Raw genomic sequence first — 25,898 nt, 5'->3', positions numbered from 1 at the left:
CGCCGTACGAGCCGCGCCCGTACCCGCGCCGGCCGCGCCCGACCTGGTCAGCAGCCTGGACCTGGTCGTGCTCGACCGGGCGGAGAGCCCGCGGCTGCGATTCGCGCACGTCGGCACGGGGGCGATCTGGCACTGTCCGAAGGGCGGGGAGCCGCGGCCGCTCACGACGCCGCACGCGTCCGGCGACGGCCCGCCGGCGCGCGGGATCGGGCTGCCCGGCCGGCTCAGCCCGGAGGTCGGCACCGTGGTGCTGCGGCCCGGCGACCGGGTGGCGATCGTCACCGAGGGGGCGGTACGTGCGCTGGGGGTGGAGCGCATGAAGGAGCTGTTCACGGTCGGGGCGTCGCCGGTGGCGTGCCTGGACCGGATGTTCGACGAGATGGCCGCCGCCGACCCGGAGGACGACGCCACGGTGATCGTCGCCGAGTTCGTGACCGCGTGACCGCGCCTGGAGGTGCGCCGGGGCTGACCACCGAGATAGTACGGTGTCACCGTTCAGATAGCTCGAAAATATGTTCGAGCATGGAATCGTCTCCCGGGTCCCGACAACCTTGAGGGGGAAGACATCCCATGCCCATTCGAAGATCCTTATCCTCGGCCGCGCTCGCCCTGGTGGCCGCCGTCGCGCTCGTCGTCCTGCCCGCCGCGCCCGCCCAGGCCGACGGGCCGAACGTGGTGGTCCGGTGGAACCAGGCGCTGCTGACGGCGGTGCGCACCGGCACGCTCGGCCCGCCCCTGGTGGCCAGGGCGCTCGCGATCGTGCACACCTGCGCCTACGACGCCTGGGCGGCCTACGACGCCGTCGCGGTCGGCACCCGGCTGGGCGGCACGCTGCGGCGGCCCGCGGCCGAGCGCACCGAGGCCAACAAGAGCGAGGCCATCAGCTACGCCGCGCACCTGGCCGCGAGCGACCTCTATCCGACGCAGCGGACCGGGTTCGACGCGCTGATGGCCGAGCTGGGCCACGACCCCGCCGCCCCGTCCAGCCAGGCGGCCCGCACCGGCCTGGCCGCCTGCCAGGCCGTGCTCGACCACCGCCGCACCGACGGCTCCAACCAGCTCGGCGGTTACGCCGACACGACCGGCTACGCCCCGGTCAACGCCCCCGTCGTGGTCGCCGGCCCGCTGACCACGCTGAACGCGCCGGGCCGCTGGGCGCCGCTCACCTACGTCAACCAGGCCGGCGCGGTGGTGACGCCGCCGTTCCTCGCGCCGCACTGGGGCCGGGTGGCCTCCTTCAGCGGCGCCGCGCGCTCGATCGCCGACGCCGTGCCCGCGCCGTACGCGTACGGGTCCGCCGGGTTCCGCACGCAGGCCGCCGAGATCGTCTCCGGCACGGCCGCGCTGACGGACCGGCAGAAGGTCATCGCCGAATACTGGGCCGACGGGCCGAGCAGCGAGACGCCGCCGGGGCACTGGTGCCTGTTCGCCCAGCAGGTCTCGGCCCGTGACCGGCACGGGCTCGACCAGGACGTGAAGCTGTTCTTCGCGCTGGCCAACTCCGTGATGGACGCGGGCATCGCCTCGTGGGAGGTCAAGCGGGACCACGACTCGGCCCGGCCGATCACCGCCATCCGCCATCTGTACCAGGGGCAGCGGATCGCGACGTGGGGCGGGCGGACGGTCGACGGGGAGCGGTGGGTGCCGTACCAGGTGCCGACGTTCCCGACGCCGCCGTTCGCCGAGTACGTGTCGGGGCACAGCACGTTCAGCGCCGCCGCGGCCGAGGTGCTCAAGCGGTTCACCGGCGCCGACTCGTTCGGCGGGCAGACGGTGGTCGCCAGAGGCTCGTCGCTGGTGGAGCCGGGGGTGACGCCCGCGAGCGACGTGACGTTGCAGTGGGCCACCTTCAGCGCGGCGGCCGACGAGGCCGGGCTGTCGCGCCGGTACGGCGGGATCCACTTCCGCGCCGGCGACCTGGAGGGCCGCACCCTGGGCCGGGCGGTCGGCACGGCGGCCTGGAACCGCGCGAAGGACTACTGGACCGGCCGCGCCTGACACCCGCCCACTGAGCCGGACTCGCCTGACCCGGTCGCCAGACCGGGACGCGGCTGACACCCGGTCGCAGGACGGCGCAGGCGCCCGCTCCCCCGACGCGCGGGAGCGGGCGCCCTTGTGCTGCGGAGGTCAGGCCGCGTTTTCCTCAGCCTGCCTGTTGAGCGTTTCGAGGTCGAAGGCGCCCGACTTGACGGCCGTGGTGAACGCCTCCCAGTCGCGGCGTGGAACGTCCAGCACCGCTTCCGGGTTGTCCACGTGGAACAGTTCCACGTGATCGTTGATGCGCCTCGCCGCGACGCGGCCTGAGTCTGGTGTCATCAGCAGCACTCCTCTCGGTGTTGCGACCTCCACCCCGGCCACCCGTTCGCAGGAGGACCGGGGCGGTTGCGGGAAGCCTTCCATCCCGCCCGGCACCTCGGCCAGTGTGCTCCCCGCACCCGGGTGGAAAAAAGGCCACACGCGGATGTCGATCTCTTGACCTCGGTGCAAGAATCACCCCCCGCCACCGCGTTTCCCGATTCCACGCCCGCCACCCAAGATCCACAAAGGTGCTGAGGCGACCAACGGGACGGGTGAGCCGATGGGGATCTTAGAGACTTTTTACCATCGACCCCACGTTCCAGTCGCACAAGCTGCCGGGGCACGGGACATCTACGACCCGGTGGACAACATCATCGCGGGCGTGCGGTACGCGGTCGCGGGCTACGGCTCGGTCTCGAACGTGCCCGGCGTGGTGGGCATGAAGACCGGCGGCGGCTACCAAGGCTACTGAACGACTGCCGGGTGACCACATCAAGTCACGCATCTCCGCTGTGCTAGCGGGGCTTTTCGTTCGGAAGCTCGTCATGCCCCGCCGCCTCAGGGCCTCATGCCGTCGGGGAACCCGGTCCAGCGCAGGTCGGCCGGGAGGTGGCTCATGTCGTTGAACATCACGAGCGTCGGCGGCAGGCCGCTGCGGTAGTCGATGACCGTCAGTGCGGCGTTGGCGCTGTTCAGGCCGAGCCACCGGGATGGCGGCGCGTCCAGGGCGTGCCGCACCAGCCACGCGATCTGGTAGGCGTGCGTCACCAGGACCTCGTGGGTGTCGTGCCGGGTTCCCGCCGCGGCTGTGTCGGAGGTCTTCGCGAACCGGTCGACCAGGGCCTCGGCGAGCTTGCGGCCCGAGGCCGCCTCGGCGGCGTCGTAGCCGTCGAAGAACCCGGCCCAGGCTGGGGGCGTTTCTGCCGCTTGGGGAACGTAAGGTACATGGTTGATGAGTTCGGCGGCCTCGGCGACGGGCGCGTTCCGCAGGTGCCGTGCGAGTTCGTGCGCGCTGGCGGTGGCGCGCGGCAGCGGAGAGTGCCACACGGCGTCGACTGGTAGGCCGGCGAGCCGTTCGCCCAGCAGGCCCGCCTGCCGGCGACCGAGGTCGGTGAGGTTTCCGAACGCGTCGGCGGCGCCGTGGCGTGCCAGGTAGAGGTGCCGTGTGGTCATGAGCAGTTGGGGCGCGATGCCCGCGTGGGCCCGCCTCCCGTCTCCTTTCGATCCGTGGATGAACATGGGTGCGGCTCTCGGGGATGGCTCCCCGGCCGGAGCGGCGGAGGACCGGTCACGTACTGGCCGCTGTGACGGTGCCGGTGGTGCCGTCGATGGTGATGGTGCTGTCGTCGTGGAGTCTGCTCGTCGCGTTCGGAATGCCGAGGACCGCGGGGATGCCGTGCTCGCGAGCGACGATCGCGGCGTGGGAGAGCACGCCTCCGGTTTCGGTGATGACGCCGGCCGCGATGCGCAGCAGCGGCGTCCAGGCGGGGTCGGTGAAGGGGCAGACCAGGATGTCGCCCGGGTGCACGCGCGCGAAGTCGCCGGGACCGCGGACGATCCTCGCGGGGCCGGTCACGACCCCGCGGCTGCCCGGTGCTCCGGTCAGCGTGGGCGCGGCGGCCGAGGCGTGACCGGCAGGCGAAGGCCACGCCGGGGGTGCGGCGGTGACCGGCCGTGCCTGAAGGATCCAGGTACGTCCATCGGCGATCGCCCACTCGACGTCCTGCGCGCCACCGCGTACGGCGGCGATCTCCTTGCCCAGCTCGGCGAGCAGGGTGGCGGTCGCGTCGTCGATCGCCGGCCGGTCGCGGGCGTGGACGGGCACCTCGGACGTGACGAGTTGCCTGCCGCGCCGGTCAAGGCGGGTCCGTTTGTGCGCGACCGTGCGGGTGACCGACCTGTCCTCGGCGACGAGGTAGGCGTCAGGGGTGACCGTGCCGCCGACGATGCTGGGGCCGAGCCCCCAGGACGCCTCGATGCGGATCGCGTCGTGCGGGTCCGCGGGGGTGAACATGACCCCGGACACCTCGGCGTCCAGATGGCGTTGCACGAGGACGGCCATGGCGAGATCGTCGGAGGGCCGGTCGCCGCGGCGGGAGTCGTCCCGGTAGTCGATGGCGCGGGAGGTGAACAGCGAGGCCCAGCAGGCGCGTAGGGCGTCGGTGACCGCGCCGGCCCCGCGCACGGCGAGGAAGCTGTCGTGCTGACCGGCCGCCGACGCCTGGCCGGTGTCCTCGTGCGCGGCGGATGATCTCACCGCGACGGGCGGATCACCGAGCTCGTCGAGCGCGCGTACGAGCGCGTCGATCAGGGTGGCGTGGACCGGGCGGGCCTCGATCGCCCGCCGTACGGCGTCGAGACGGTCCGGCTCGCCGGCGAACCGTTCGAGGTCCAGGTCCCGGACGGCGTCGCGGTAAGCGGCGAACGGCACGACGAAGCCGTCGGGAACCGGCAGTCCCGCGCGAAGCAGCGCCCCGAGCGCACCGGCCTTGCCCCCGCACGTGTCGGTGGCAGCCGACAGGAGGGGTACGATCATCCGCCCTGCCTTTCAACGAAAGATTGACAACAATTTGTTGATTGTGCATCATCATCGACATGTCACGCAAGCAGGACACCACTCACACCGGGCGCACAGACCACGCCCAGGCCGACCACGAGCACGACGCGAGCGAACGCCTGCTGCGCCTGGGCGCGGACGCGCTCGACGCCCGCCCGTGGCGCCCCGCGCCGGCCCCGCCGACGGCGGTCGACCTCGTCCAGTTCGCCGTCTGGCGCAACGCCGACCTGAACCCGGATGACGTCCTGAGCGCGCTGGCCCTCCTGCCCGCCGCCCGCGCAGAAGTCGAAGGACTCGAGTCCGCCCTGCTGTTCATCGCCCGCAGCGCCGGGCTGACCTGGGCGCAGATGGCGAACGCGATGGGATTCAACTCCCCCCAGGCGTGCCAGCAGCACTACACCCGCCTGACCACGCGACAGGACGCCGACTCGTGACGCATGACTCCCCGTTCGACCTGCTGGTCCTGCACGCGGTGCGCATCCTGGGGTTCGCCGACGCCCCGACGATCGCGCAGCGGTACGGGCTCGACGCGGCCCAGACCGAAGAGTCGCTGCTCGACGCCGAGGCGCGCGGCTGGGCCGGACACTCCGCCTTCGCCGGCACCGCGGGCTGGTCGCTGACCGAACCGGGCCGGGCCGAGAACGAACGCCAGCTCGCGGCCGAACTCGTCCGTGTCGGTGGCGCCGACGAGGTCCTCGACGTCTACCGCGAGTTCCTCCCGCTGAACGCCCTCCTGCTACGAGCCTGCACCGACTGGCAGCTCCGGCCCACCGCCGGCGACCGGTTCGCCGCCAACGACCACGGCGATCCCGCCTGGGACGCCAGGGTCCTCCACGAACTGGCCGGCATCTCCCGCGCGCTCATGCCACTGGCCGATCGGCTCGGGAGCGTCCTGAACCGGCTGGGTGGATACGACACCCGATTCGTCGCAGCCCTGGCCCGCGCCCAAGCGGGGGAACACGCCTGGGTGGACCGCACCGACGTCGACTCCTGCCATCGCGTCTGGTTCCAGCTCCACGAGGACCTCATCGCCACGCTCGGCCTCGACCGGCACGCGCAACCTTGACCCGGCCGCAGGCGTACGTGACTCCGGGCGAGATCGAGCCCGTGGCCAGGACCACCCCGCACCGGCTGCTGTCGCGCCGCGACATCCCGCTGTGCGAGAAGCCTCTCTGGCGGAGGTCCACGGGCGTTCGTGTGCGCCGACAGATTGTCCAGGATCACGTGGATCGGGGCACCGTCCGGGCGACGCGCAGCACGGCCCGCGCGGTGAGCCGTTCCAGGTCTTCGGGCGCGACTCAGGTCAGGTAGGGGTGTGCACGACGGGGTCGGCGACGTCGTGGGCGCGCAGGTGGCCGCACATGCCCCACCGCTCGTGCGGCGGGCTCTCCATCAGGGCGGACCCGAGGAGGTGGGCGCCGTCGCCCTGTTCGAGGGCGTCGAGGACGTCCGCGGTGCGGCGGGTCTCCTCGGCGACCGTGCTCTCCCAGATCGCGCGCCACCGGGCGGCCTTGGGCCTGACCAGCGCGACGGCGCTGTCGTAGAAGGCCCGCACCGCGTCAGGGCCGCCCTCGGCCAGCCGCAGGAAGCCCGCCACGGCCAGGTCGCGCCTGCGCAGGACCGCCTCCTCGACGCCGGTGCCGGGCAGCGTCGCGGCCTCCCGGTAACGGCCGGGGTCGGCCACCACCTCCGGCGGGAACGTCATGACGGCGTCGCCCGCCTCGGGCAGGCCCGCGTTCGACATCACGACCACCACCTCCAGGCCGCCCCCGTTGACGGCGCGGTGGATGGTGCCGGGGGTGAACCACACGGTCGAGCCGGGGCCGAGCGGCGTCTCGCGCAGGCCGTGCACGTCGAGGGTCTGCAGCGTGCCGCGTCCTGCCACCACGACGTACGCCTCCGTCGAGGCCGTGTGCAGGTGCGGCGTGCCGCCCTCCAGGCCGTCGGCGCACGCGACCCCTGAGTAGACGGTCAGCCCGCTGACCGACGTGCCGCCGGGGAAGGTCATCCCAGCGCCTCCCGTCCCCGCTCGGCCAGCCGCGCGGTGCCGTCCTCGCCCCGGTCGCCGTCGGCGATCACGACCGCGTACCGGAAGCGCAGGGTCTCGCCGTCCGGCAGCGGCACCTCTTCGCTGAAGAACGGCGCCGGGCAGAGGCAGGCGAAGTTCTCGCTGCGCGCGAACCACTGCGGCGGGTGCCGGGGGTTGGCGGTGTCGTCCACGATGACGATCGTCGAGTGGCCGCCGCTCTCGTCGTGCCGGCCGCGGAAGCCGAACCACTCGGCCCGCGTGCCGCGCAGCTCGTCGCCGCCCGCCCCGGCCGGCGACAGGATCGCGCCGCCGGTGAACGAGCGCGGCCCGCGCCAGAACAGGCCGCCGTAGCCGGCGTTGTCGCGGCCCTTGGTGGTCGGGGAGCCGAAGTCGATCGTGGCGCCGGACACGTTGGTCAGCTCGGTCTCGAACCGCAGCGCCCAGGTGGCGTCGTCGACGATCGTGGCCGTCAGTGCCCGCCGTTCCTCGATGACGGGCGCGCCGGCCTGCGAGGTCCAGCCGAGCGTGTGCCCGATCGCGACCCGGCCGCCGTCGGCCGTCAGCGTGGTCAGGTCGCGGTGCGTGGCGCTGCCGTTGTTGTCGAGCTGCCGGTACCGCCCCTCCCCGTACGTCGGCCCGCCCCAGAAGTTGTGCTCGCCCACGTGCGGCAGCGACCAGGCGATGCCCTTGTGCCAGACGTGGTCGTGCGGCCGGTACAGCGACACCAGCGCGCCGCCGAGTGTGCGGACCGGGTGCAGGTACGGCTTCGGCGACTCCAGCACCGGCGTGTCCGGGCGGTAGACGTAGGTGAACAGCTCGACGTCGCCCGCCGTGACGGCGATCGAGCGGCCGAGCGCGTGGGCGGCTTGCAGGGTCACGGGTTCCTCCAAGGGGCGCCCGTGCCGTCCATCCGCCGGGCGAACGGGCTGTCAGCGGTGATCTGCCCGGCCCGTACGCGCTCGCCGGTGAAGGCGGAGGCGTACAGGGCGGCGATGAACTCCATCGTGCGCCGGGCGTCCGCGGTGGTGACCGGCGGCGCCTGGCCCCGGTCGAGCGCGTCGAGCACGGCCGCGAGCCAGTCGCCGTGGCCGCTGGTCCCCTCGCCGCGCTCCGCGCCCCACAGCGCCTTGACCTGTTCCTGGCCCGGGGCCGGGGTGACGGTCCAGTCGTCGTCGGTGTAGCCGTACAGGTGCTCGACCTCGACCGTGGCGCGCTCGTAGTCGAAGCGCAGCTCGGACGCCTCGCGCGGCGACACGACGGAGTTCACCACCGTGGCCACCGCGCCGCTCTCGAACGTCACCAGCGCCATCGACACGTCCTCGGTGTCCACCGGGCGGGCCTGGCGGGCGGCCACGGCCGTGACCTCGCTCCACGGGCCGAGCACCGACAGCAGCAGGTCGAACTGGTGGATGCCGTGCCCCATCGTGGGCCCGCCGCCCTCCGACTCCCACGTACCGCGCCACGGCACCGCGTAGTAGGCGTCGTCTCGGTACCACTGGGTCAGGCACGTGGCCAGCAGCGGGCGGCCCAGCTCACCACTGTCCTGTAGGCGTCGCAGCCGTGCGGCGGCGGCCCCGAAGCGGTGCTGCAGGACGGTCGCGACGTGCGCGCCCGTCCTGCGTTCGGCCTCGATCAGGGTGTCCAGCTCGGCCAGGGAGAGCGTGGGCGGCTTCTCCACCAGCGCCGTCACCCCGGCCTCCAGGCACGCCAGCGCGAGGGGGGCGTGCAGGCGGGGCGGGGTGCACAGGTGGGCCGTGTCCGGCCGCTGCTCGCGAAGCAGTTCCTCGGCTCCGGCGTAGGCGTGCGGGACGCCGTACTTGTCAGCGAACTCGCGCGCCCGCCCGGCGTCCACGTCGGCCACGGCCACCAGCTCGGCCCGGCCGCCGGACCTCTCGACGGCCTGCGCGTGCGCGTGGGCGATCCCCCCTGTGCCGATGATGGCGGCCCGGTACACACGCGCCTCGCCGAGCGCGTTCACACGGGACTCCTCGACGGGATCATCAGTGCCTCCTGCGGGGTGAACGCGTTGGGAAAGCGCATTCCGCAGGTTCGCACGCCGTCGCGCGAGCGTCAAGCACGTCGCGACGCGGCGTGGACGAATCCCTGAGGGCCCGCGCTCCGGCGCGCCGCCGGAACGCGGGCCTGCCTTCTCGGCTCAGGGAGGGTCGATCTGACGGGATCGGCGGGTCAGCGGGAGAACGCCTGGAACTCGGCCGCCCTGACCTGGTCGCGCTGCGGGCTGGCCGTGGCGCAGTCGGTCGCCGAGTTCGGGTCGTTGTCCTGCTCACCGGCGAACAGGGGGTTGCCGGTGCACTGGGTGGTGAGCGTGCGGAGCATCAGGTGGGTGGCGTTCGTGTCACGCACGTCGAACGACTTGACGAGCATGTCCGCGCCCCGGGGACGCGGCAGCGTGGCGTCGAAGGCGTTCGACGGGCTGGTGTAGATCTTCTTGAACGCCGCGGGGTCGGCGCAGTTCGCACTGCACGCCAGCACCTCGAAGGAGCGCAGGCTGGAGAAGCGGTTCTGGCCGCCGGGGTCGGCCGGGTCGCCGACGCTCGGCCGCAGCATCGCGCTCACCTGGACCCTGCCGACCTTGACCGGCTGGTCGCCCGCCAGGTCCACCACGACCGACTTGCCCGCGGGGGCGCCGGTGAGCGAGGCCCAGTTCGTGGCCTCGGTCTCGTCGATCAGCTTGGCCTGGTTGACGCCGTCGCCGGCCGCCGCCGCCCCGTTCGCCGCCGCGGCGTGGTTGCGCGGCAGGGCCAGCGGGAGCGGCAGCTCGACACCCGGGACGACCGCGTACTTCAGCCGCCGGTGGCCGAAGCCGGCTCCCACGACGACGAAGTCGTACAGGCCGGGGGTCATCTCCACCGTGTCGCCCAGAGGCGTCGCCGGGTCGGTGTCGGCGACGGGCACCGCGCGGCCCTCGTAGTCGCCCACGTACAGCCGCAGCGCGGCGTCCTTCGCCTCGCCCAGGGGCTTGAGCTGCAGGGAGCCGTTCTTGCCTGACGGGTTGACGAAGCTCGGGGTCGGGTCGGCGTCGCTCGCGCCCCGGCTGACCGCGCCCTCGCCGAGACCGTGCTCGGCGAACGCGCGCCAGATGATGTCCTGGTTCGCGCCGCCGAAGCGGATCGCGTCGGCCGCCAGCAGCGCGTCACGGTGGTCGACGTAGCTGACCGAGCCCGTGGCCATCAGCAGCAGCGCGTCGAACGAGAGCTGCACCCAGCGCCGGTTGCCCGGGCACTTGTCCACCGCGGTCCTGCCCTCGGCGCACGCCTTCTGCTGCTTGGCCGTGCCCTGGCCGTACCGCTTGATGAAGGCCGCGCGCACGTCGAACTGCGTGGCCGACCAGATCTCCCCGTCCGCGTGCGACTGTGTGCCGACGATGTCGTAGCCGAGGTCGCTGTAGTTGAGCGGCGACTTCGACATGTCGTAGTTGCGGATGCCGCGCGTCTTGTCGCCGGTGACGTAGCCGCCGGTCACGTACGGGGTCTGGCCCGAGGGGCGGAAGCCGTTCTCGAAGAGGTACTCCATGGCGAACAGGTCGGAGGTGCTCTCGTTCATGGCCGGGGGCTGCGACTGGAGGCCGTTCCAGCCGGCGTTCGGCCCGGCGACCATGCGGCCGGAGATGGCGTGCGTGTACTCGTGGCCGATGACCGACATGTCATAGTCGCCGTCCACGCAGGGCGCGTAGAACGAGCCCGCGATCGGCTGCCACAGGTACATGTTGGTGATCGGCGCGACCCCGTCGGGGCCGGTGATCTGGTTGGCGTTGTCGCGTACCGACAGGACCCGGGCGCCGGCCTGCGCGTTGCCCTGCTCGGGGTCGTTGCCGAGCCCGCCGCGCCCGCCGTTGTCGGCCTGCATGTTCCAGGCGGTCTCGGTGAAGCCGAGCCGGTACGACCAGTCGTGCATGCGGTTGTGCATCGCGTTCAGGTTGGCGATGGCGGCCTCGAGGTCGTTCTCACCGGGCTGGTCGAACACGGCCGGGTCGCACTTGGACTCGTACCAGGTGTTCTTCCAGGGGTAGGCGTAGTTCCTGCTCGGCGTGAGCACGTTGGACCGGGTGCCGACGCTGAACGCGTCGCCGCTGGCCCGGTTCTCGAAGGTCCTGGCCGCGTTGCCGAGGCTGGAGTTCGTGGGCTCGTTCGTGGTGTGGTCGACGTCCCACGCCTTGCCGGTCGCCGGGTCGCCGCCGGTGACCAGGTCGCAGCCGTCGCCGGGCGCGGGGCACCAGGTCTGGCGGGTGTCCTTGGAGGAGTAGTCGTCGCGCGGGTTCGCCGGGAAGACCGACCACTGCGGGTTCTCCGGCTCGAAGTGGTCGACGAGGTTCTCCCGCGTGATGACGGCGCCGCTGACCGCGTCCACGTGCGTGGTGTAGCCCACCTCGGCGCCCTGCTGACCGCCGATCAGAACGACCTGGTACGCACTGTGCACCCCGTCGGGCGCGGGCACCGCCACCGGCGTCGCCTGCTTGGTGACCGCCGTGGCCAGATCGATGCCGCCGTCCCTGGCCGCGATCTCCATGGCCTGCTGCGCGGTCAGCGCGGCGGCCGGGGGCGCGGCCGTCTGGCGCGACAGCGAGGAGGTCACGTGCCTGACCTGGCCATCGGACACGCCGACCGAGACGAGCCCGTCCACACCGGCCGGCAGGTCGCCGAAGCGCTGCCGCAGCAGCACCGCGTGGCCCGAGCCGATGGGGTTGACCGCGACCGTCTCCAGCGCGTCCACGGCCTGCGCCGAGAGCCCGAAGACGGCCTCGCTCGCCTTGAGGTAGCCCTTCGCCGCCTGGACGGGGTCGGAGCCGAGGCCCTCGGCGAGGGGTTGCGCGCTGATGACGGTGGCCGGGGTGCCCAGCTCGTTCCAGCGGATCTCGGCGCCGGGGCCGGCGGCACGCCGCTCGGCCGCCGCGGGGGGCGGCACCCGGCCCTGCCGGTTGTCCAGGTCGGGCTTGCCGTGGCCGTCTTCCTGGAGGTCGTGGATCGGTGGGGCCTGCCCGGCGCGTTCGCCCAGGGCCACCCCGGCGAGGGGAAGAACCGACGCGGTCAGCGCCGTGACGATGAGTGTGCTGCGTAACCAGGACGTGGTCGACACGTTTCCCTCCTGCGTGTCAGGGATGCGCAGGTTTCGCGCATCTTCGCAAGAGGTAACACCGCCATTGGGAACTGACAAGATCTTGTAAAACCAAGACATTCAGCGTATAGGCCGTTCCCTATGTGGAATGAGGGGCTTGTCCATCACGCCCAGCTCAGTCCAGCACTGAACTGATCATGCAGGAAACCCCATATTACGATGACCCAGGCGTCGCCTACGCGATTGAACTGACGACGTACGACGCGAATGGGAACATGACGAAGTTCCCGCGACATTACGACAACTATTTCGTGCCGCGCCGGTACGCGTTCGTGTCCGTCGACATGATCGGCACCAGGTTGTCGGACAGCCGCCTGGTGCCTTACGGGCCTCCGGCGTGCTGGACGGGAGTCGCTCAAGCCGGTGAGCGCAGCCGTTCATGACGCGGCTTTCAAGGTCCACAAGCCTGCTCAGGGCTGTGGGTCAGCGCACGAACCCCATACGCGAGCCCGCGCCGTGGCTCAGTCGGATGCGAGCGTGGCCCGAGCAACGCGTCGCTCCCCGCCGCCCACCAAGGGCGGTTTTTCCAGAAATATGCTATCTATACCGAATGGCGAAGTTGCCAGTGGCGGTCGCGCTTGGACTCTTCCGTAAGGCGGCGCCCTGGTTCAAGCGCGTGGGGGCGCGCAGGGGCGGGCGCCACCAACTGGTGGCCGGGGTCGAGGACGCGGCCGAGCGTTACGCGCGCAGCAGGCGTGGCCAGATCCCGCTGGTCGAGCTGCGTCCCCAGCGTGTGTACAGGCTGGAGGGCGGCACGTCACCGCTGACGGGGGCTCAGCGGACCGCGATGGCCAACGCCCACAACGAGATCAACCGGCTCCTGCGCGAGGCGGGAGGAAGATCTCTCAGCCGGTACGAGGCGAGAGTCGCCATGCGGCACGTGAACCCCACTGGCTCCAAGGTCAACTGCTCCGAGATCGCCCTGGCGGTGGACGACGTCCTGGCCGGCCGCGCCGCCGTCGCCGGACCCAGGCCCAGGGGCGTACCGATCCCCATCGTCCGCGGCGTCGTCGGCAAGCAGGCCACCGAGGTGCGGATGGGGCTGAGCTCTCTGGATGAGGTGGAGCGCCTGATCGCGGAGAACCCCGGTGCCCGTGGCATCATCGTTGGGCACGGTGGCCAGGGTGCGGGGCACGTCTTCAACGTCGCGAACGTGGGCGGCACGACGTCATACCTGGACGGGCAGCTCAGGCAGATGGCCGACGTCAACCCGCACTCCGGCAAGTTCCCCCAGTGGGATTTCTACCGGACGGCATGACGGAGGACAGTCATGATCACCAGAGCCGAGGCTGAGCGAGTCGTCCGCGACTACGTCGCCAGGGAGTTCGCTCCCGAGGAGGGCGAAGAGGAGTTCGCGGTCAACGACGAGGCCACGATGGAGCGGCCGTACGGCTGGTTCTTCGTCTACACCACCGCCACCTACCTTGTCACGCGCGACCCCCAGAACGGCGTGGCCGGCGCAGGCCCCCTTCTCGTCCTGCGGGAGGACGGCCGGATCATCGACTTCCCCTCGTACCACACGCAGGAATCCGCGGCGGAAGAGTACGAGCGGGAGTTCATGGGCGGCTGAGCCGCTCAGCCGCCCATGACGCCGTTCATGGCCACTGTGACGCACAGGTCGAGCAGCCTGCCGGTGATCTCCATGAGCGCGGGCACCTGCAGCGTCGAGGCCCCCATCGTTGCCGGCACCGCCGCCATCGCCTGGAAGAGCTGCAGGGCGAGCTGGATGAGCTGGACGACGAAGTTCACCTTGAGCACCAGGACGATCGCCGCGCACACCATCAGACCGAGGCCGACGACGTCCGCGCCCGTCAGGCCGTCGACCAGGTTCTTGTACGGGGAGTCGGCGGCCTCCCAGACGTCGCGGGCGGCGGTGATGCCGTCTCCCTCCTGCGCCGCCCAGGTGCCGGCGGCGAACGTGGCGGCGTCGCCCGTCAGCCGTCCCATGTCGCCGCTCATGCCGAGCCAGGCCAGGCCGATCTTGAGAAGCTTCTCCTCGTCGCTCATCGGCCAGTGGCGACCGGACATGTCCATGAACTTCCTGAGCCCCGTGGGCAGTTGCATCCCCACACCGACTACTCGAACATCTCGCGGACGCGGTTGATCTCGACCACGGGCAGGTCGTCGACGTGTTCCTGGTTGGCGCCCATCGCCTGCAGGGTCTCCGCGTACGTGCCCAGCTCGCCGACGTTATCGCCATAGGACTCGAACGCCATCTGGTGGATGGCCCCGTAGATCGTCGCGATGACGGCGCCCAGGTCGTCGACGCCGAACGCGTCACCGTCGCCGATCAGCTCCCGATCGAAGGCCTCCAGGCGCACGCGCAGTTCCTCCGCCGAGGATGCCACTCCTTCGGCGGCCCGATGGGTGCGCCCGGATCGGTAAACGATTTCTTCCCCCACCGGGTACCTCACTCCGGTTCCTGAATGCTGGTCATGATGTCGCGCAGCGCCCACGTGGCCGCGTGCATCTGGGCGATGCTGGCGCTCTGCGTCTTCCTGGCCCGTGCGGCCACCTCCGCCAGATCCACGGCGGCCGTACCCTGGCGGACCTTGGCTCGCGTCAGGTCGTCGAACGCGGCGTTCATCGCTTCGCAGAGCTGCCCGGCCAGCTCGTACGAGCCCACGGCCAGCGCCTGGGGATGAATCTCCACCGACTCCACCCAGCCGTCGCTCACCACGACGCGTACCCGCCCCCGCCCTGCCACGCCCTCACCGTGCGTGGGCTCCGCCGCGCCGTCCACGCCGGTCAGCGCTTCGTCGAGGTTCCTGCAGGTCGTCTCGAGGAGGTCCGCGAGACCATGAGGGTAGGGGTCGCCGACGACGGAAGTGCGCTCGCGGATCCTGGCCATCGCTTCGGCCATCGATCGCGCGATGACGTCCATCTGGTGCAGGGCTTCGTCCCTGACCTGGTGCAGCGCCCTGGCCAGCGCCGCCAGGTCGGGCGCGGCAGCGGAGGCCTCGCCGAGTAGCCCCGCGATGGCCGCGTTGGCGGCCTCCCGCACGAGCTCGCCCAGCCTGCTCGGGCGCAGCCGCAGCAACCGGGGCTCCATGGTGATCGCCTCGACCATCCCGGCGCGGACGATCACCCGCACCCGCCCATCCTCGGCCTCGCCGTAGGCGCGTGGGGCTTCGGGCACGTGCGTGGGGGGCGTCTCCCCCGCGTGGAGCGACGCCACGAGCGTGAGCGTCTCGCGCATGTGGCGCTCAAGCTCCGCGTCGTCGACCGGCTCCGGCATATGCGACTCACCCCCGACCAAGCCTTACTCAAGTCAATCGCACTCGGCCACCGAGTATTCCATTGACATTTCTTGATCTTGATGTGGCGACGAACATCAAATGATCATTCCGGAGTTCGCACAGACAGCCGAAGATCTAATACGTTCGCCGGTTCGAGCTTTCTCCGGTGTTTTGCGGGGATTGCTGCGTGGCGAGGTTTGGGGTGTGCCGGTTTCCCGGAGCGCCCGCGGGCGTGCCGGCGATCGAGCCCGGCTGTGTGCGTTGATCGCCGGTAATGGTCCACGTGAGTTGAGTTTTCGGGTTGGCGCTGTGGACGCGCGGTGGAGCTCCGCGTCGTTCCGGACCGGCTCGCCGCCCCTGGACAGAACCAGCGGGACGTCATGAGTTCGGAGGCGCTTGAGAAGTGCGGGAATTTCCACGAGCCGAAAGTTGAGAAATCTTCCCGGCGGAACGACACCGATTTTCCGCCCCCGTCGCGCGGCAGGAGATTCACCGCATCGGGACGGCCGCGGCAAATGACATTAGTGGTGAATTGCCCGCCGGGACGATCACACCGCCGCCGTCCCTTCGCCACAGCGGGCACGGCGGCGCACGCGGAGGCGGGTTTCCCCGCCCCCGTGACGGCCGTGCGCTGCCTGCCGTGGCGGTGGGTTACGGCCTGACGTCCAGCCAGACGAGACGGTGGTCGGAGCTGGGGAACGGGAAGACGCCGGTCAGGCGGGACAGCGGGTCGGCCTGCGGCGGCCAGAAGACCCCGCCGCCCGCGGCCCGCAGCCGCTTGGACGGCAGCACGTAGTCGGCGCGGAGATTGCCGGGCGCGGTGTCGGCGAAGTCGGCCGTGTCGTACTTCGGGTCGCCGCGGTGGGCGGCGTTGGCACCGCCCTGGAGCGTCGCCGCCTCGGCCGCGCCCGCGCTCGACGGCGCGTACCGGGCGTCGATCTTCGGGTGGTCGAGGAGCTGGTGGATCGCGTTCTGGTAGCTGTCGCCGTCGTTCGGGTCGGCGTTCTGGTCACCGGCGATCACGAAGGCCGCCCCCGGCTCCAGCCCGCCGCGCCTGCCCCGGTCGTCGTAGAGGTAGCCGCCCCGGCCCGGCTGGGTGTAGTCGGCCCAGAGCCGGATCTCGTCGTGGTTGCGCCGTCCGTTGCGGTCCTCCGCGCCGTCGAACGTGGGCGGCGTCGGATGGCTGACCAGGAAGTGCACGGTACGGTGACCGACGCGTACGGGCAGGTCCCAGTGGCTCTTGGAGGACAGGCGGACCTCCCGCAGCTCCTCGGCCGAGTACCAGTCGCCCGGCTCCGGCGTGGCGGGGTCGTCGGGCAGCGCGGCCCCTGGCATGTCCTTCCACCGGAACTTCTGGAACGTACGCACCTCGCGCGTGTCGATCGGGTACTTCGAGTAGACGACCATCCCGTACTGCCCGGGGAAGGCCCCGAACCCGAACGCGTCGTCCCCGTAGCCCGCCGCGCCCGGCGTGGTCACCACGTTGCCGTCGTTGTTGAGGTCGAGGCCCGAGGCGATGCCGGTGTTGCTGGGCGCGGTGAAGCGGTAGCGGTACTCGATCGGCCGCGCGCCGCCCTGCCCGACCGACAGGTAGTTGTCCTGGAAGAGGCGGGCGGCCGTGCCCGCGGCGTCGAAGTCGAACTCGTTGATGAGCAGCACGTCGGGGCGCGCCCGCTGGACGATCTCGGCGATGACCTTGGCCTGGGTGTTGCCCGTGGTGGACAGATCGGCGACCAACTGGCCGTCCGCGCCCCGGTTGAGCGAGGCGTTGAAGGTGGCGAACCTGACCTGGCCCGTGGCCTGCGCCTGAGCCGGGAAGGACGTCAGAGCCGCCGCTGCCACGACAACGGCCAGGACACTACGGAAGATCATGGTGCTCCCCTAAAGCGGGCCCGTAACGCGGACCCATGACGCGGACCCGTGGCCGGATCATGGCACCTCGCGACGGAGACGCACCACTACGTCCCGGTGAACACTTCCCTCAGCGCAGCGCCGCCGCCTCGCCTGCCTGCTCAGCCACCGCGGGGACGGCGCGCGTCTGTGCCTGGGGCGCGACCCGGTCCGCCCAGGCCGCCACGACCTCCTCCAGGCGCGGGAACTCCGACTCCAGGAAGGCCAGGCCGGGCGTGGGCACGGTCGCGCCCAGCTCCACCAGCAGCGGGCGCAGGTGCACCTCCACCGCCAGCGCGTGCCGGGGGTCGCCCATGACCAGCAGCGGCAGCGCCGTGGTCCCCGCCAGCGCCTGCGGGCGCAGCCGGTCGAGGAACGCCTTGAGCAGCCCGGTGTAGGTGCCCTTGTAGGTCGGGCTGGCCACCACCAGCACGCTCGCCTCCGAGACCAGCTCCAGCGCCACCTCCACGCCGGGGTGCGAGCCGGGCGCGAGCAGGTGCGGCCCGAGCGCCGACAGGTCCACCACGTCGTACGCCTCCCCCGGCGCACCGGGCGGCTCCGCGGCCCCGAGCGCCGCGGAGCCGTTCCCGGCCGCCTTGACCCCGGCCGCCCTGTCCCTGTCCGCGCCGGACACGGTGGCGCCGGGGGGCTGGAGCCCGAGCCGGTGGCCGATCGCGCGGGCCGCCTCGACGGCCACGGTCAGCGTCCTGGAGCCCTCACGGGGGTTGCCGACCAGCGCGACGACGCTCATCGTGCCACCGCCGCCTCGCCGCGCGCCCAGCCGAGGGCACGCTGCCTCCACGTCTTCACGTGGCCGGGCGCGGTCTCCTCGTCCGCCTCCAGGACGAGCGCGAGGTCGCCCTCCGTCTCGTCGTCCGGCAGGTCGTACCAGTGGACGTCGCCCTCGCGGTCGTCCGTCGCCGTGTACCGGCGTGTCGTCTCAGCCATGGGAGGCCGCCACCTTCCGTTCGAAGGGCACTTCCGCGACCTCCATCGCGACGGCCCGCCGCCGTCTCTGGGGGATCGCCTCGTCGAGGTCGCGCGTGACGAGGACGATGGTCTTACCGGTGTGCTGCGGGACGCGGGCGAGGGTCTCCTGCAGCCTCTCGCGCGTCCGCACGTCCAGCCCGGCGAACGTCGTCCAACAGCAGCACACCGGGGTCGAGGGCAGGGCCGCGGGCCGCCGGGCGACGCCGGGCGGCACGGTGACCGCGTCGCTCGGCCCGCTCCGCAGGCTGAGGTGGAGGCCCTGGCTCATGCGTACGAAACTACGAGCCCCCCGAGCTAAAGTCAACTTTTCCTACATGAGATACAGAGAATTATCCACCGCTAGTGTCGTCCCCGTAACGCAGACGACCGTCGAGGGAGCCGTTCCGATGATCTTCATCACCGCGAAGTTCCGCATCCTGCCCGAGCACGCCGACCGCTGGCCCGAGATCGCCTCCGGGTTCACCGCCGCAACGCGGGCCGAGCCGGGCTGCCTGTGGTTCGACTGGTCGCGCAGCCTCGACGACCCGAACGAGTACGTCCTGGTGGAGGCGTTCCGAGACGGCGAGGCGGGGGCGGCGCACGTACAGTCGGCGCACTTCAGGCAGGCCCAGCAGACGTTGCCGCCCTACCTCGCGGAGACGCCCCGCATCGTCAACACCACCATCGCCCAGGACGACTGGTCCGAGCTGGGCGAGATGGCCGTCCCCGAACGCGGCTGACCGGCCCGGGCCGCACGCCGAACGGGCTCGACGCCCCTCACCGATTCCCGTTCTGGCAAACACGTGTCGGACGATCTCCCCGGTGTGCTTGACTCCCGCCTGGTAACCACACCCTCTGGGAGAGTTCATGGGGGAGTTCGTGGGAATCGACCCCCGTGGGGCACAAGTCCTGATCCTCCGGCTGGAGGCGGGCGAGGGATTCCTGAGCAGGACACGGTCAGGGCTCGACGCGGCGATCGCGGAGGCGGGGCCCGACTGGGCCGGACATCAGGGCAGCACGGCCCTGCACCGGGCCGTGGCGTTCTTCCATGAGTCCCAACAGGACCTGAGGTGGCGCGTCGACACGGTCGAGCAGCTCGTGCCGGTGCGCGAGAGGGGCCTGCTCACAGCGGACTTCCCCTTCACCTCCGAGGCCGAGGCCCGCGAGGTCGCCCAGACCGCCGCGACCCCCCTCCGCGCCCCCCTCGAAGACGCGGCCCTCGGAGACGCAGCCCCCGGAGACGCGACCCCCGAAGACGAGGACGAGCCGGGCGGTCCTGCGCGGGTGCCGGCGGACATGGCGAGCCAGGTGGGCGATCCCGCCTTCGCCGCGGCCCTGCTGGCGGCGCTCGGCACGGACGCGGTCACCCGCCTCCTCGACGCCGGGGAGCGGGTGATCGCCGAGGCGTTCGCCGGAGCGGAACGCACCGGGCGGCTCGGCGACGAGTGGTACGCCCTGGTGGACGACGCCCCCGCCACGGCCCTGACCAGCCTGGTGACCCTGGCCACGCAGTCGGGAACGTTCCTCGACCGGGTGGCGGTCGCCCTGCTGGGCCGTACGCCGGAGCCGGGCTGGAGCCCACGCGACCTGGTCGCGGCGTACGACGGCCGCCCGCTGGCGTTCCAGCAACTGCTGGCCGACCACCCACGCGAGGCCCGCGTGCTGCTGGAGGCCGCCACCGGCGATCCCGCGAGCGAGCGTACGCTCCGCGCGGCGCTGGCACCGGACACCGGCGCCGACGGCCTGCGGGCGCGGGCGCTGACCAACCTCCGCACGATGGACCCGGTCCCCTGGGCCGAGCCACCTGCCGCGCCACAGGTCGATCCGCGGACCGTCCAGAAAGCCGTCCAGAATTCCGGCCTGCGGATCGACCCGCGGATGGGCCCGCAGATGGGGGACGGCTGAGCATGCACGACAGGCACCGACTGCTCCGCGAGGCGGCGGAGAAGGAGTCGCTCGCCGCCGCCTTCACCCGCTACGCGCGCGGCCTGCCGGACGCGTTCGACGGGATCCCGACGCGCCCGTCCGACTGCGAGTTCTTCTGGCGCGGCCTGGCCGCGCAGCGCTTCCTCACCCAGGTCCTGCGGCTGCGCAGGGAGATGGACGATCTGGCGGACTCGTGCCTGGCCACCGCCGAGAACCTACGCCGCCGCGCCAGGCTCCTGCGCGAGCAGGCCGTGTCGGAACAGGTGCCAGAACAGGCGCCAGAACAGGTGGCGGAACAGCACGCGCCTGATTCGGACGACACCCCCTGGGCCAGATAGCCCGGCACCACGGAACCCACGACGGGCGGCCCGCTCCGCCGACCTCCCCACCTTCGACCGCCGCAAGCGGACGCAAGTGGCTTGCGGTCATGGCGCAAGAACTTGAGGTATCGCCGAAAGTAGTTCACAGGCCCTTGTGGAGCGGTGTGCGGCGGGCCTACTGTCGCCTCACCCCCCAAGAGAAACGAGCACGCATGCCCCGAACCCTCACCGCGGCGCTGCTGGCCGCCGCGCTGGCCTGCGGCCTCACCGCCCCGGCCACGGCCGACTCGGCCGAACCCGCCGTCACCACCGCTTCTGGCAGCTCCGGCGCGCCCACCACGGGCGGCTCGCATGGGACCGCTCCAGTCGTGACGCGGGCGGCCCTGAACCCCGCGCTGGTCGCGGGCCGGGGCGCCGACGTGCCCTTCCTGGAGCAGGAGGCGGAGAACGCCGCCACCAACGGCACGGTGATCGGGCCCGACCGCAGCGCGTACACGCTGCCCGCGGAGGCGTCCGGGCGCAAGGCCGTCAGGCTGACCCCGGGCCAGTACGTGGAGTTCACGCTGCCGTCCAGGGCCAACGCCGTCACCGTGCGCTACAGCATCCCCGACGCGCCCGGCGGTGGCGGCATCACCGCGCCGCTCGACGTCACGGTCAACGGCCGGGGCCGTACCACGATGACGCTGACCTCCGAGTACGCGTGGCTGTACAACCAGTACCCCTTCTCCAACGACCCCGGCGCGGACCTGCTGCACCCCGACTGGTGGATCACCGAGTGCTCGTGCGTGCCGAACGCCACCACTCCCCCGCCGGTGATCTCCAAGCCGTTCCGGCCCAGCCACTTCTACGACGAGCAGCGCCTGCTGCTCGGCCGTACGTACCGGGCGGGTGACCGGGTGCGACTGACCGTGCCGGCCGCGTCGAAGGCCGCCTGGACGGTCGTCGACCTGCTCGACTCCGAGCTCGTCGGGCCGCCGAAGGTCGAGGCAGGGGCGGCCAACGTGCTGGCGTTCGGCGCCGACCCGACCGGGCGGCGCGACTCGGCCGGGGCGATCGACAAGGCCATCGCGTACGCCAAGCGCAAGCGGCTCAAGGTGTACCTCCCGCCGGGGACGTACCAGGTGAACCGGCACATCATCGTGGACGACGTGACCATCACCGGGGCCGGGAACTGGTACACGATCATCAAGGGCCGCGAGGTCGCGCTGCCGAGCCCGGCCCCCGACGGCTCGGTGCACACGGGCGTCGGCTTCTACGGCCGGACGGCGGCCGAGGGCGGCAGCCGCAACGTGCACCTGTCGGACTTCGCGATCGAGGGCGACGTACGGGAGCGCATCGACACCGACCAGGTCAACGGCGTCGGCGGCGCGATGAGCGACTCGACCATCGAACGCCTGCACATCCGCCACACCAAGGTCGGCATGTGGTTCGACGGACCCATGACGAACGTGCGCATCACCGGCAACGTCATCGTCGACCAGATCGCCGACGCGATCAACTTCCACACCGGCGTCACGGACTCGTTCGTCTCGCACAACTTCATCCGCAACACCGGCGACGACGCGCTGGCCATGTGGTCGGAGAAGAGCGCGAACTCCGGCAACACGTTCGACCACAACACCGTCCAGACGCCCGTGCTGGCCAACGGCATCGCCGTCTACGGCGGCGCGGACAACACGATCTCCAACAACCTGATCGCCGATCCGATCAGGGAGGGCAGCGCGCTCCAGGTGGGCTCGCGCTTCGGCGCCGTACCGTTCACGGGGCGGCTGGACATCACCGGGAACACGACGGTGCGATCCGGGACGTACGAGCTGAACTGGAACATCGGACTGGGGGCGATCTGGTTCTACGCGCTGGAGAAGGACATCTCCGCCGACATCCGGGTCACCGGAAACGACTTCCTCGACAACACCTACAACGCGATCATGCTGGTCAGCGAGTGGTCGGTGAAGGACCTGTACTCGATCACGAACGTGCGCTTCAAGGACATCCGGGTGGACGGGACCGGCACCTCGGTGGTGAGCGCGCGGGTGAAGGGCTCGGCCACCTTCGAGAACGTGGACGCGCGGAACGTGGGTGCGGTGGGGGTCAACAACTGCGGGTCGTTCGGGTTCCCGTCCACGGGGTCGGAGTTCTCGCTGACCGACGGGGGCGGGAACGACGGCGGGTGGCTGGCCCCGTGGCTGCTCCCGAACACGATCACCTGCGACGACCGCCCGCCGGTCGTCCCGCCCCCAGCCCCGTCTCCCTGGTAGTCAGCCCGAGCCCCCCGCCGCCCGCCTCCCGGCACGGCGGCGGGGGTCAGGGCAGCGGCGGGAAGAGGTCGCGGAAGTTGCGGACGAGCGGGTTCGGGTCGTCCGTACGCCAGGTCACGTCCAGGGTGACGACCCTGGTGGCGGGCGACAGGGGACGGAAGACCACGTCGCCGCGCCGCAGCCGGGCCACCGACTCCGGGACGATCGACACCCCCATGCCCGCCGCCACCAACCCCACGATGGTCTGCATCTGCACGGCCTCCTGGACGACCCGCGGCTCGAACCCGGCCGCCCGCGCCACGCCGATGACCTGGTCGTACAGGGCGGAGCCCAGGCGGCGGGGGAACATCACGAACGGCTCCCACGCCAGCGCCGACGTCGGCAGCGGCGCGCGGGCGGCGAGGGGATGGCCGGTCGGCAGGGCGGCGAGCAGCAGCTCACGCGCCACCGTACGGGTGGAGAGCACCTCGGCGGCGGGCCCGGCGAGCGGCGCGTGCAGCAGGCCCACGTCGAGCAGCCCCTCCCGCAGTTCCTCGGCCTGCTGCGCGCTGGTCCGCTCGCGCAGCTCCACCTGGACGCCCGGGTAGCGGGCGCGGAAGCGGCGCAGGACCCTCGGCAGGGTGAGGTTGGTGGCCGACCCGACGAACCCGATCGCCAGCCGCCCCTCCTCTCCCCTGCCCACCCGCCTGGCCGCCTCCACCGCCAGCTCGGCGTGCGCCAGCGCGGTACGGGCCTGCGCCACGAACGCCTCACCGGCCGGAGTGAGTCGTACCTGCCTGGTCGTACGCTCGAACAGCCGCACGCCCAGCTCCTCCTCCAGCTTGCCGATCTGCTGGCTGAACGGCGGCTGCCGCACGCCCTCGCGCTGGGCCGCACGGCCGAAGTTGAGCTCATCGGCGAGCGCGACGGCGTAGCGGAGCTGCTGGAGATTCATAGGGGCTGTATATCAATACCCGCCGACTCATCCCGGCGTTGGCAGCCGGTGTCCCCAGCCCGCGACTGAGCCCCGCTGGTGGTTCCGCGGACGAGTTCGGAGCCGGTGGAGCCTAGAAGGTCACCAGGAACTCGTAGCAGTTCAGCATCCAGACCAGCAGCCAGAGTGCGACGGCCGGGAGCCGCATCAGCCCCCGCCCGCTTCCGTCAGCAGGCACCCGATACCACAACGCCTTCCCTCGACGGCGGTGTCATCCCCCAGTCTGTGTCCCTGAACCCGGTCGCGCGCACACCGCCGTCTTACCCGTTGACGGGCTTGCCCAGCGCGCTGCCGGCCAGCCAGTCCTCCCATGACTTGGCCCATGGCGTCGGCCCGTTGCCGAAGCGCAGTTTCCTCGACGTTCCGGAAACCTCAATGATGTCGCCGCGCTGGGTGAACTCGTAGAACCAGCGGGCGTCGGCCGAACTGGCGTTCACGCAGCCGTGGCTGACGTTGGAGTTGCCCTGCGCGCCGGTCGACCAGGGCGCGGCGTGGAAGAACGTGCCGCTGTAGGTCATGCGCACATTCCACTTCGTGGGAATGCGGTACTCGCCGGGCTCCCCGATCGTGGCCGAGTCCATGACGATGTCGGCCGCCTTCTCCTGCGCGATCATGACGCCGGAGTAGCTGTCGTCGCCCGGCTTGCCCAGGCTGACCGGGATGGTCTTGACGACCCGGCCGTTCTCGCGGACGACCGCCTCGTGGGCGGTGGCGCTGACCTTGGTGATGTGCTCGTCCCCGACGGTGAAGGTCAGGCTGCGGTCCTTCGTCCCCCACAGGCCGGAGCCGGCGCGCAGGCCGGTCAGGTGCGCCACGACCGTGACCTTCTCGCCGACCGGCCAGTACTCGCGCGGCCTGAACTGGACCTCGCGGTCGCTCACCCAGCTCCACGCGCCCTCGACCGGCTGCGACATGCGCACCTCCAGCGACCGCTCGACCGCCGCCCGGTCCTTCCCCGCGGTGATCGACTGCGACAGCAGGAGTTGCACGGGCATCCCGACGCCGACCTTCTCGCCGTCCAGGGGCGCCATGCCGCTCTCCAGCACCCGCGCGGGCTTGAGCGTGGTGAACGTGGCGCGGCCCGCCACCTGCTTGCCGTCCGTGCCGGTGGCCTGCGCGCTGACCGTGTACGTGGTCGAGGGGCGCAACGGCCACCGGGGCCGCCACAGGCCGTCCGCGGCGACCGCGCCCGTCACGGCGCGGCCCTTGGCGTCGGCCACGGCCACCTTCGTGACCTGGCCGCCGGTGACCTTGACACTGATCCCGGCGTCGGGCGCGACCTTCTTCGTCCCGTCGGCGGGTGTGATCGACAGCTTCGCGACCGGGGCCCGCGCCTGCGGCGACCCGCCCGGAGACCCGGGGGAGCCACCGCCCGAGGTGCAGCCGGCGGTGACGGCCAGCGCCGCCGCCAAGGTGCTCACGAGTGTTCTGGTGGTCCGGCCTTTCCCCATTGCCGATGCCTCCAGTGCCCGACATGTCGATAATCCTCCACATTAGTCCGTTTCTGGTGATCCGGCGGACACCTGCCCGGATTGAGTCCGCCCATGCGGGCACGGCGCGCGCGGCGCGAGTCAATGATCTTGATCTGGTGTTCTGCGGACCACAATCATGGGCCGGTGGACTACTACTTGATCGCCGCGAGGGCTGGCGATCGCAACCCCTCAGGACTCCTGGTGGAGGAGTTCGTCCTGTGCGACGACTACACGGCGGCCGGAATCGACGGCGCCGAGTGGAGAACGGAGAACGGGGCCTGGTCCGCGTCGGCGGAGCTGAGCCGGGCCATCCGCGCCGACATGGCGCTGCGTGGCCGGGTGACCCCGGTGAGCAGGCAGGAGGCGAGCGACGCCTTCGCGCTCCTCGGGGGCGGTGTGCTGCCGGAGGAGGCCGGGCTGCGCACCCTCTTCCAGGAGCGCCGGCACCTGCCGACCACGGCCCCGCTCAACCTGGCACGCAGTACGGGCTCCCGGCGCTACCGCATCCTGTTCGCCGGGGAACTCGGCGCCGACGGTCTGGCCAACGCGCGTACGGCGCTGCGGCTGGAGCCGACCGCCGACCCCCGCGTGGTCGGCACGGCCTCGGCCAGCGCCGGCGGGCACGGCTTCACCTGGGAGCTGCGCCGCATCGGCGCGGGCATCGCCTGGTGTGTGGACGTGACCGCCCGGCTCGGCTCTGGCCCGGCCACCGCGCTCGGGGCCCTGCTGCACCACCACCGCCAGGCGGTACGCGAGCAGGGCCTCATCCCGGTCACCGTGGAGCGCTTCGCTTGATCAACCGCCCGACTTGCCGCCGGAGACATCTCATCGGCC

Annotated in this window: 28 protein-coding genes; 12 read left to right on the top strand and 16 right to left on the bottom strand. The window is 71.6% G+C overall.

Going from position 1 to position 25,898, the window contains the following annotated elements:
- On the top strand, positions 1 to 442 hold a 442-nt coding region (locus ABD844_RS22215), incomplete at its 5' end, for a SpoIIE family protein phosphatase (RefSeq protein ID WP_344880973.1).
- Between the two features lie 128 nt (positions 443 to 570).
- Positions 571 to 1,998, top strand: coding sequence for a vanadium-dependent haloperoxidase (locus ABD844_RS22210; protein WP_344880970.1), 1,428 nt, complete (start codon positions 571 to 573; stop codon positions 1,996 to 1,998).
- A gap of 129 nt (positions 1,999 to 2,127) precedes the next feature.
- Here the strand turns inward: ABD844_RS22210 and ABD844_RS22205 are convergent, their stop codons facing one another.
- From ABD844_RS22205 to ABD844_RS22195, 3 genes are all read right to left on the bottom strand, one after another.
- Complete coding sequence (locus ABD844_RS22205) at positions 2,128 to 2,316, bottom strand: hypothetical protein (protein ID WP_344880967.1); 189 nt, start codon at positions 2,314 to 2,316, stop codon at positions 2,128 to 2,130.
- 540 nt (positions 2,317 to 2,856) lie between these two features.
- A complete protein-coding gene (locus tag ABD844_RS22200; RefSeq protein WP_344880964.1) occupies positions 2,857 to 3,471 on the bottom strand; it encodes a histidine phosphatase family protein in 615 nt (204 codons plus the stop codon).
- A 115-nt stretch (positions 3,472 to 3,586) separates the two neighbouring features.
- Positions 3,587 to 4,834, bottom strand: a complete 1,248-nt coding sequence (locus tag ABD844_RS22195) for a PEP/pyruvate-binding domain-containing protein (protein ID WP_344880960.1) — start codon at positions 4,832 to 4,834, stop codon at positions 3,587 to 3,589.
- Positions 4,835 to 4,893: 59 nt separating this feature from the next.
- Here ABD844_RS22195 and ABD844_RS22190 point away from each other — a divergent pair, with 59 nt between their 5' ends.
- Together ABD844_RS22190 and ABD844_RS22185 are read left to right on the top strand one after the other, a co-directional pair.
- Positions 4,894 to 5,289 carry a DNA-binding protein gene (locus tag ABD844_RS22190; protein WP_344880957.1) on the top strand — a complete coding sequence of 132 codons (396 nt, stop codon included), beginning with the start codon at positions 4,894 to 4,896 and terminating at the stop codon, positions 5,287 to 5,289.
- Entirely contained in the window at positions 5,286 to 5,921 is a 636-nt protein-coding gene (locus ABD844_RS22185) for a transcriptional regulator (protein WP_344880954.1), read from the top strand. The genes ABD844_RS22190 and ABD844_RS22185 overlap by 4 nt, the downstream gene beginning before the upstream one ends.
- 237 nt (positions 5,922 to 6,158) lie before the next feature.
- Here the strand turns inward: ABD844_RS22185 and ABD844_RS22180 are convergent, their stop codons facing one another.
- From ABD844_RS22180 to ABD844_RS22165, 4 genes are all read right to left on the bottom strand, one after another.
- Entirely contained in the window at positions 6,159 to 6,863 is a 705-nt protein-coding gene (locus ABD844_RS22180; protein ID WP_344880951.1) for a cupin domain-containing protein, read from the bottom strand.
- Positions 6,860 to 7,762, bottom strand: a complete 903-nt coding sequence (locus ABD844_RS22175) for a DUF6807 domain-containing protein (protein ID WP_344880948.1) — start codon at positions 7,760 to 7,762, stop codon at positions 6,860 to 6,862. Before ABD844_RS22175 ends, ABD844_RS22180 begins: the two co-directional genes overlap by 4 nt.
- Entirely contained in the window at positions 7,759 to 8,862 is a 1,104-nt protein-coding gene (locus ABD844_RS22170) for a Gfo/Idh/MocA family protein (RefSeq protein ID WP_344880945.1), read from the bottom strand. Before ABD844_RS22170 ends, ABD844_RS22175 begins: the two co-directional genes overlap by 4 nt.
- A gap of 209 nt (positions 8,863 to 9,071) precedes the next feature.
- Complete coding sequence (locus ABD844_RS22165; RefSeq protein ID WP_344880942.1) at positions 9,072 to 11,978, bottom strand: M36 family metallopeptidase; 2,907 nt, start codon at positions 11,976 to 11,978, stop codon at positions 9,072 to 9,074.
- 176 nt (positions 11,979 to 12,154) lie between these two features.
- On the opposite strand from ABD844_RS22165, the gene ABD844_RS22160 reads away from it, so the two are divergent.
- From ABD844_RS22160 to ABD844_RS22150, 3 genes are all read left to right on the top strand, one after another.
- Positions 12,155 to 12,400, top strand: coding sequence for a hypothetical protein (locus ABD844_RS22160; RefSeq protein WP_344880939.1), 246 nt, complete (start codon positions 12,155 to 12,157; stop codon positions 12,398 to 12,400).
- A 167-nt stretch (positions 12,401 to 12,567) separates the two neighbouring features.
- On the top strand, positions 12,568 to 13,275 hold the full coding sequence (locus tag ABD844_RS22155) for a toxin glutamine deamidase domain-containing protein (protein ID WP_344880936.1): 708 nt from the start codon (positions 12,568 to 12,570) through the stop codon (positions 13,273 to 13,275).
- Between the two features lie 12 nt (positions 13,276 to 13,287).
- Positions 13,288 to 13,587: a YrhB domain-containing protein gene (locus tag ABD844_RS22150; protein ID WP_344880933.1), complete on the top strand. Its 300-nt coding sequence runs from the start codon at positions 13,288 to 13,290 to the stop codon at positions 13,585 to 13,587.
- Positions 13,588 to 13,592: 5 nt separating this feature from the next.
- On the opposite strand, the gene ABD844_RS22145 is transcribed toward ABD844_RS22150, so the two are convergent.
- The 7 genes from ABD844_RS22145 to ABD844_RS22115 form a co-directional block, all read right to left on the bottom strand.
- A complete protein-coding gene (locus ABD844_RS22145; RefSeq protein WP_344880930.1) occupies positions 13,593 to 14,081 on the bottom strand; it encodes a WXG100-like domain-containing protein in 489 nt (162 codons plus the stop codon).
- Between the two features lie 11 nt (positions 14,082 to 14,092).
- Positions 14,093 to 14,338, bottom strand: coding sequence for a hypothetical protein (locus tag ABD844_RS22140; protein WP_344880927.1), 246 nt, complete (start codon positions 14,336 to 14,338; stop codon positions 14,093 to 14,095).
- Positions 14,339 to 14,427: 89 nt separating this feature from the next.
- The gene (locus tag ABD844_RS22135) at positions 14,428 to 15,255 is read right to left on the bottom strand and encodes a hypothetical protein (protein ID WP_344880924.1); all 828 of its coding nucleotides are present in this window, start codon (positions 15,253 to 15,255) and stop codon (positions 14,428 to 14,430) included.
- Positions 15,256 to 15,907: 652 nt separating this feature from the next.
- On the bottom strand, positions 15,908 to 17,128 hold the full coding sequence (locus tag ABD844_RS22130; protein WP_344880918.1) for an endonuclease/exonuclease/phosphatase family protein: 1,221 nt from the start codon (positions 17,126 to 17,128) through the stop codon (positions 15,908 to 15,910).
- A gap of 109 nt (positions 17,129 to 17,237) precedes the next feature.
- Positions 17,238 to 17,897, bottom strand: a complete 660-nt coding sequence (locus tag ABD844_RS22125; protein WP_344880915.1) for an NADPH-dependent FMN reductase — start codon at positions 17,895 to 17,897, stop codon at positions 17,238 to 17,240.
- Positions 17,894 to 18,094 (bottom strand): hypothetical protein, encoded by a 201-nt coding sequence (locus tag ABD844_RS22120; RefSeq protein ID WP_344880912.1) that lies wholly within the window; start codon positions 18,092 to 18,094, stop codon positions 17,894 to 17,896. Before ABD844_RS22120 ends, ABD844_RS22125 begins: the two co-directional genes overlap by 4 nt.
- The gene (locus ABD844_RS22115) at positions 18,087 to 18,404 is read right to left on the bottom strand and encodes a P-loop NTPase family protein (protein WP_344880909.1); all 318 of its coding nucleotides are present in this window, start codon (positions 18,402 to 18,404) and stop codon (positions 18,087 to 18,089) included. Before ABD844_RS22115 ends, ABD844_RS22120 begins: the two co-directional genes overlap by 8 nt.
- 118 nt (positions 18,405 to 18,522) lie before the next feature.
- Between ABD844_RS22115 and ABD844_RS22110 the strand changes: the two genes are divergently transcribed.
- The 4 genes from ABD844_RS22110 (at position 18,523) to ABD844_RS22095 (ending at position 22,619) form a co-directional block, all read left to right on the top strand.
- A complete protein-coding gene (locus ABD844_RS22110; protein WP_344880906.1) occupies positions 18,523 to 18,855 on the top strand; it encodes a putative quinol monooxygenase in 333 nt (110 codons plus the stop codon).
- A 127-nt stretch (positions 18,856 to 18,982) separates the two neighbouring features.
- Positions 18,983 to 20,020, top strand: a complete 1,038-nt coding sequence (locus tag ABD844_RS22105) for a hypothetical protein (protein WP_344880903.1) — start codon at positions 18,983 to 18,985, stop codon at positions 20,018 to 20,020.
- A 2-nt stretch (positions 20,021 to 20,022) separates the two neighbouring features.
- Positions 20,023 to 20,379 carry a hypothetical protein gene (locus ABD844_RS22100; RefSeq protein WP_344880900.1) on the top strand — a complete coding sequence of 119 codons (357 nt, stop codon included), beginning with the start codon at positions 20,023 to 20,025 and terminating at the stop codon, positions 20,377 to 20,379.
- 194 nt (positions 20,380 to 20,573) lie between these two features.
- Positions 20,574 to 22,619: a glycosyl hydrolase family 28-related protein gene (locus ABD844_RS22095; RefSeq protein ID WP_344880897.1), complete on the top strand. Its 2,046-nt coding sequence runs from the start codon at positions 20,574 to 20,576 to the stop codon at positions 22,617 to 22,619.
- A gap of 46 nt (positions 22,620 to 22,665) precedes the next feature.
- Here the strand turns inward: ABD844_RS22095 and ABD844_RS22090 are convergent, their stop codons facing one another.
- Together ABD844_RS22090 and ABD844_RS22085 are read right to left on the bottom strand one after the other, a co-directional pair.
- Positions 22,666 to 23,553 carry a LysR family transcriptional regulator gene (locus ABD844_RS22090; RefSeq protein ID WP_344880894.1) on the bottom strand — a complete coding sequence of 296 codons (888 nt, stop codon included), beginning with the start codon at positions 23,551 to 23,553 and terminating at the stop codon, positions 22,666 to 22,668.
- Between the two features lie 299 nt (positions 23,554 to 23,852).
- The gene (locus ABD844_RS22085) at positions 23,853 to 25,013 is read right to left on the bottom strand and encodes a L,D-transpeptidase (RefSeq protein ID WP_344880891.1); all 1,161 of its coding nucleotides are present in this window, start codon (positions 25,011 to 25,013) and stop codon (positions 23,853 to 23,855) included.
- Between the two features lie 195 nt (positions 25,014 to 25,208).
- Between ABD844_RS22085 and ABD844_RS22080 the strand changes: the two genes are divergently transcribed.
- Complete coding sequence (locus ABD844_RS22080) at positions 25,209 to 25,859, top strand: hypothetical protein (protein WP_344880887.1); 651 nt, start codon at positions 25,209 to 25,211, stop codon at positions 25,857 to 25,859.
- The last annotated feature ends 39 nt before the right edge of the window (positions 25,860 to 25,898 follow it).

The sequence above is a fragment of the Nonomuraea antimicrobica genome, from assembly GCF_039536965.1.
GTDB classification, from domain to species: Bacteria; Actinomycetota; Actinomycetes; order Streptosporangiales; family Streptosporangiaceae; genus Nonomuraea; species Nonomuraea antimicrobica.
Note: the sequence above shows the minus strand (reverse complement) of the source record. Positions and strands in the feature narration are given on the sequence as shown.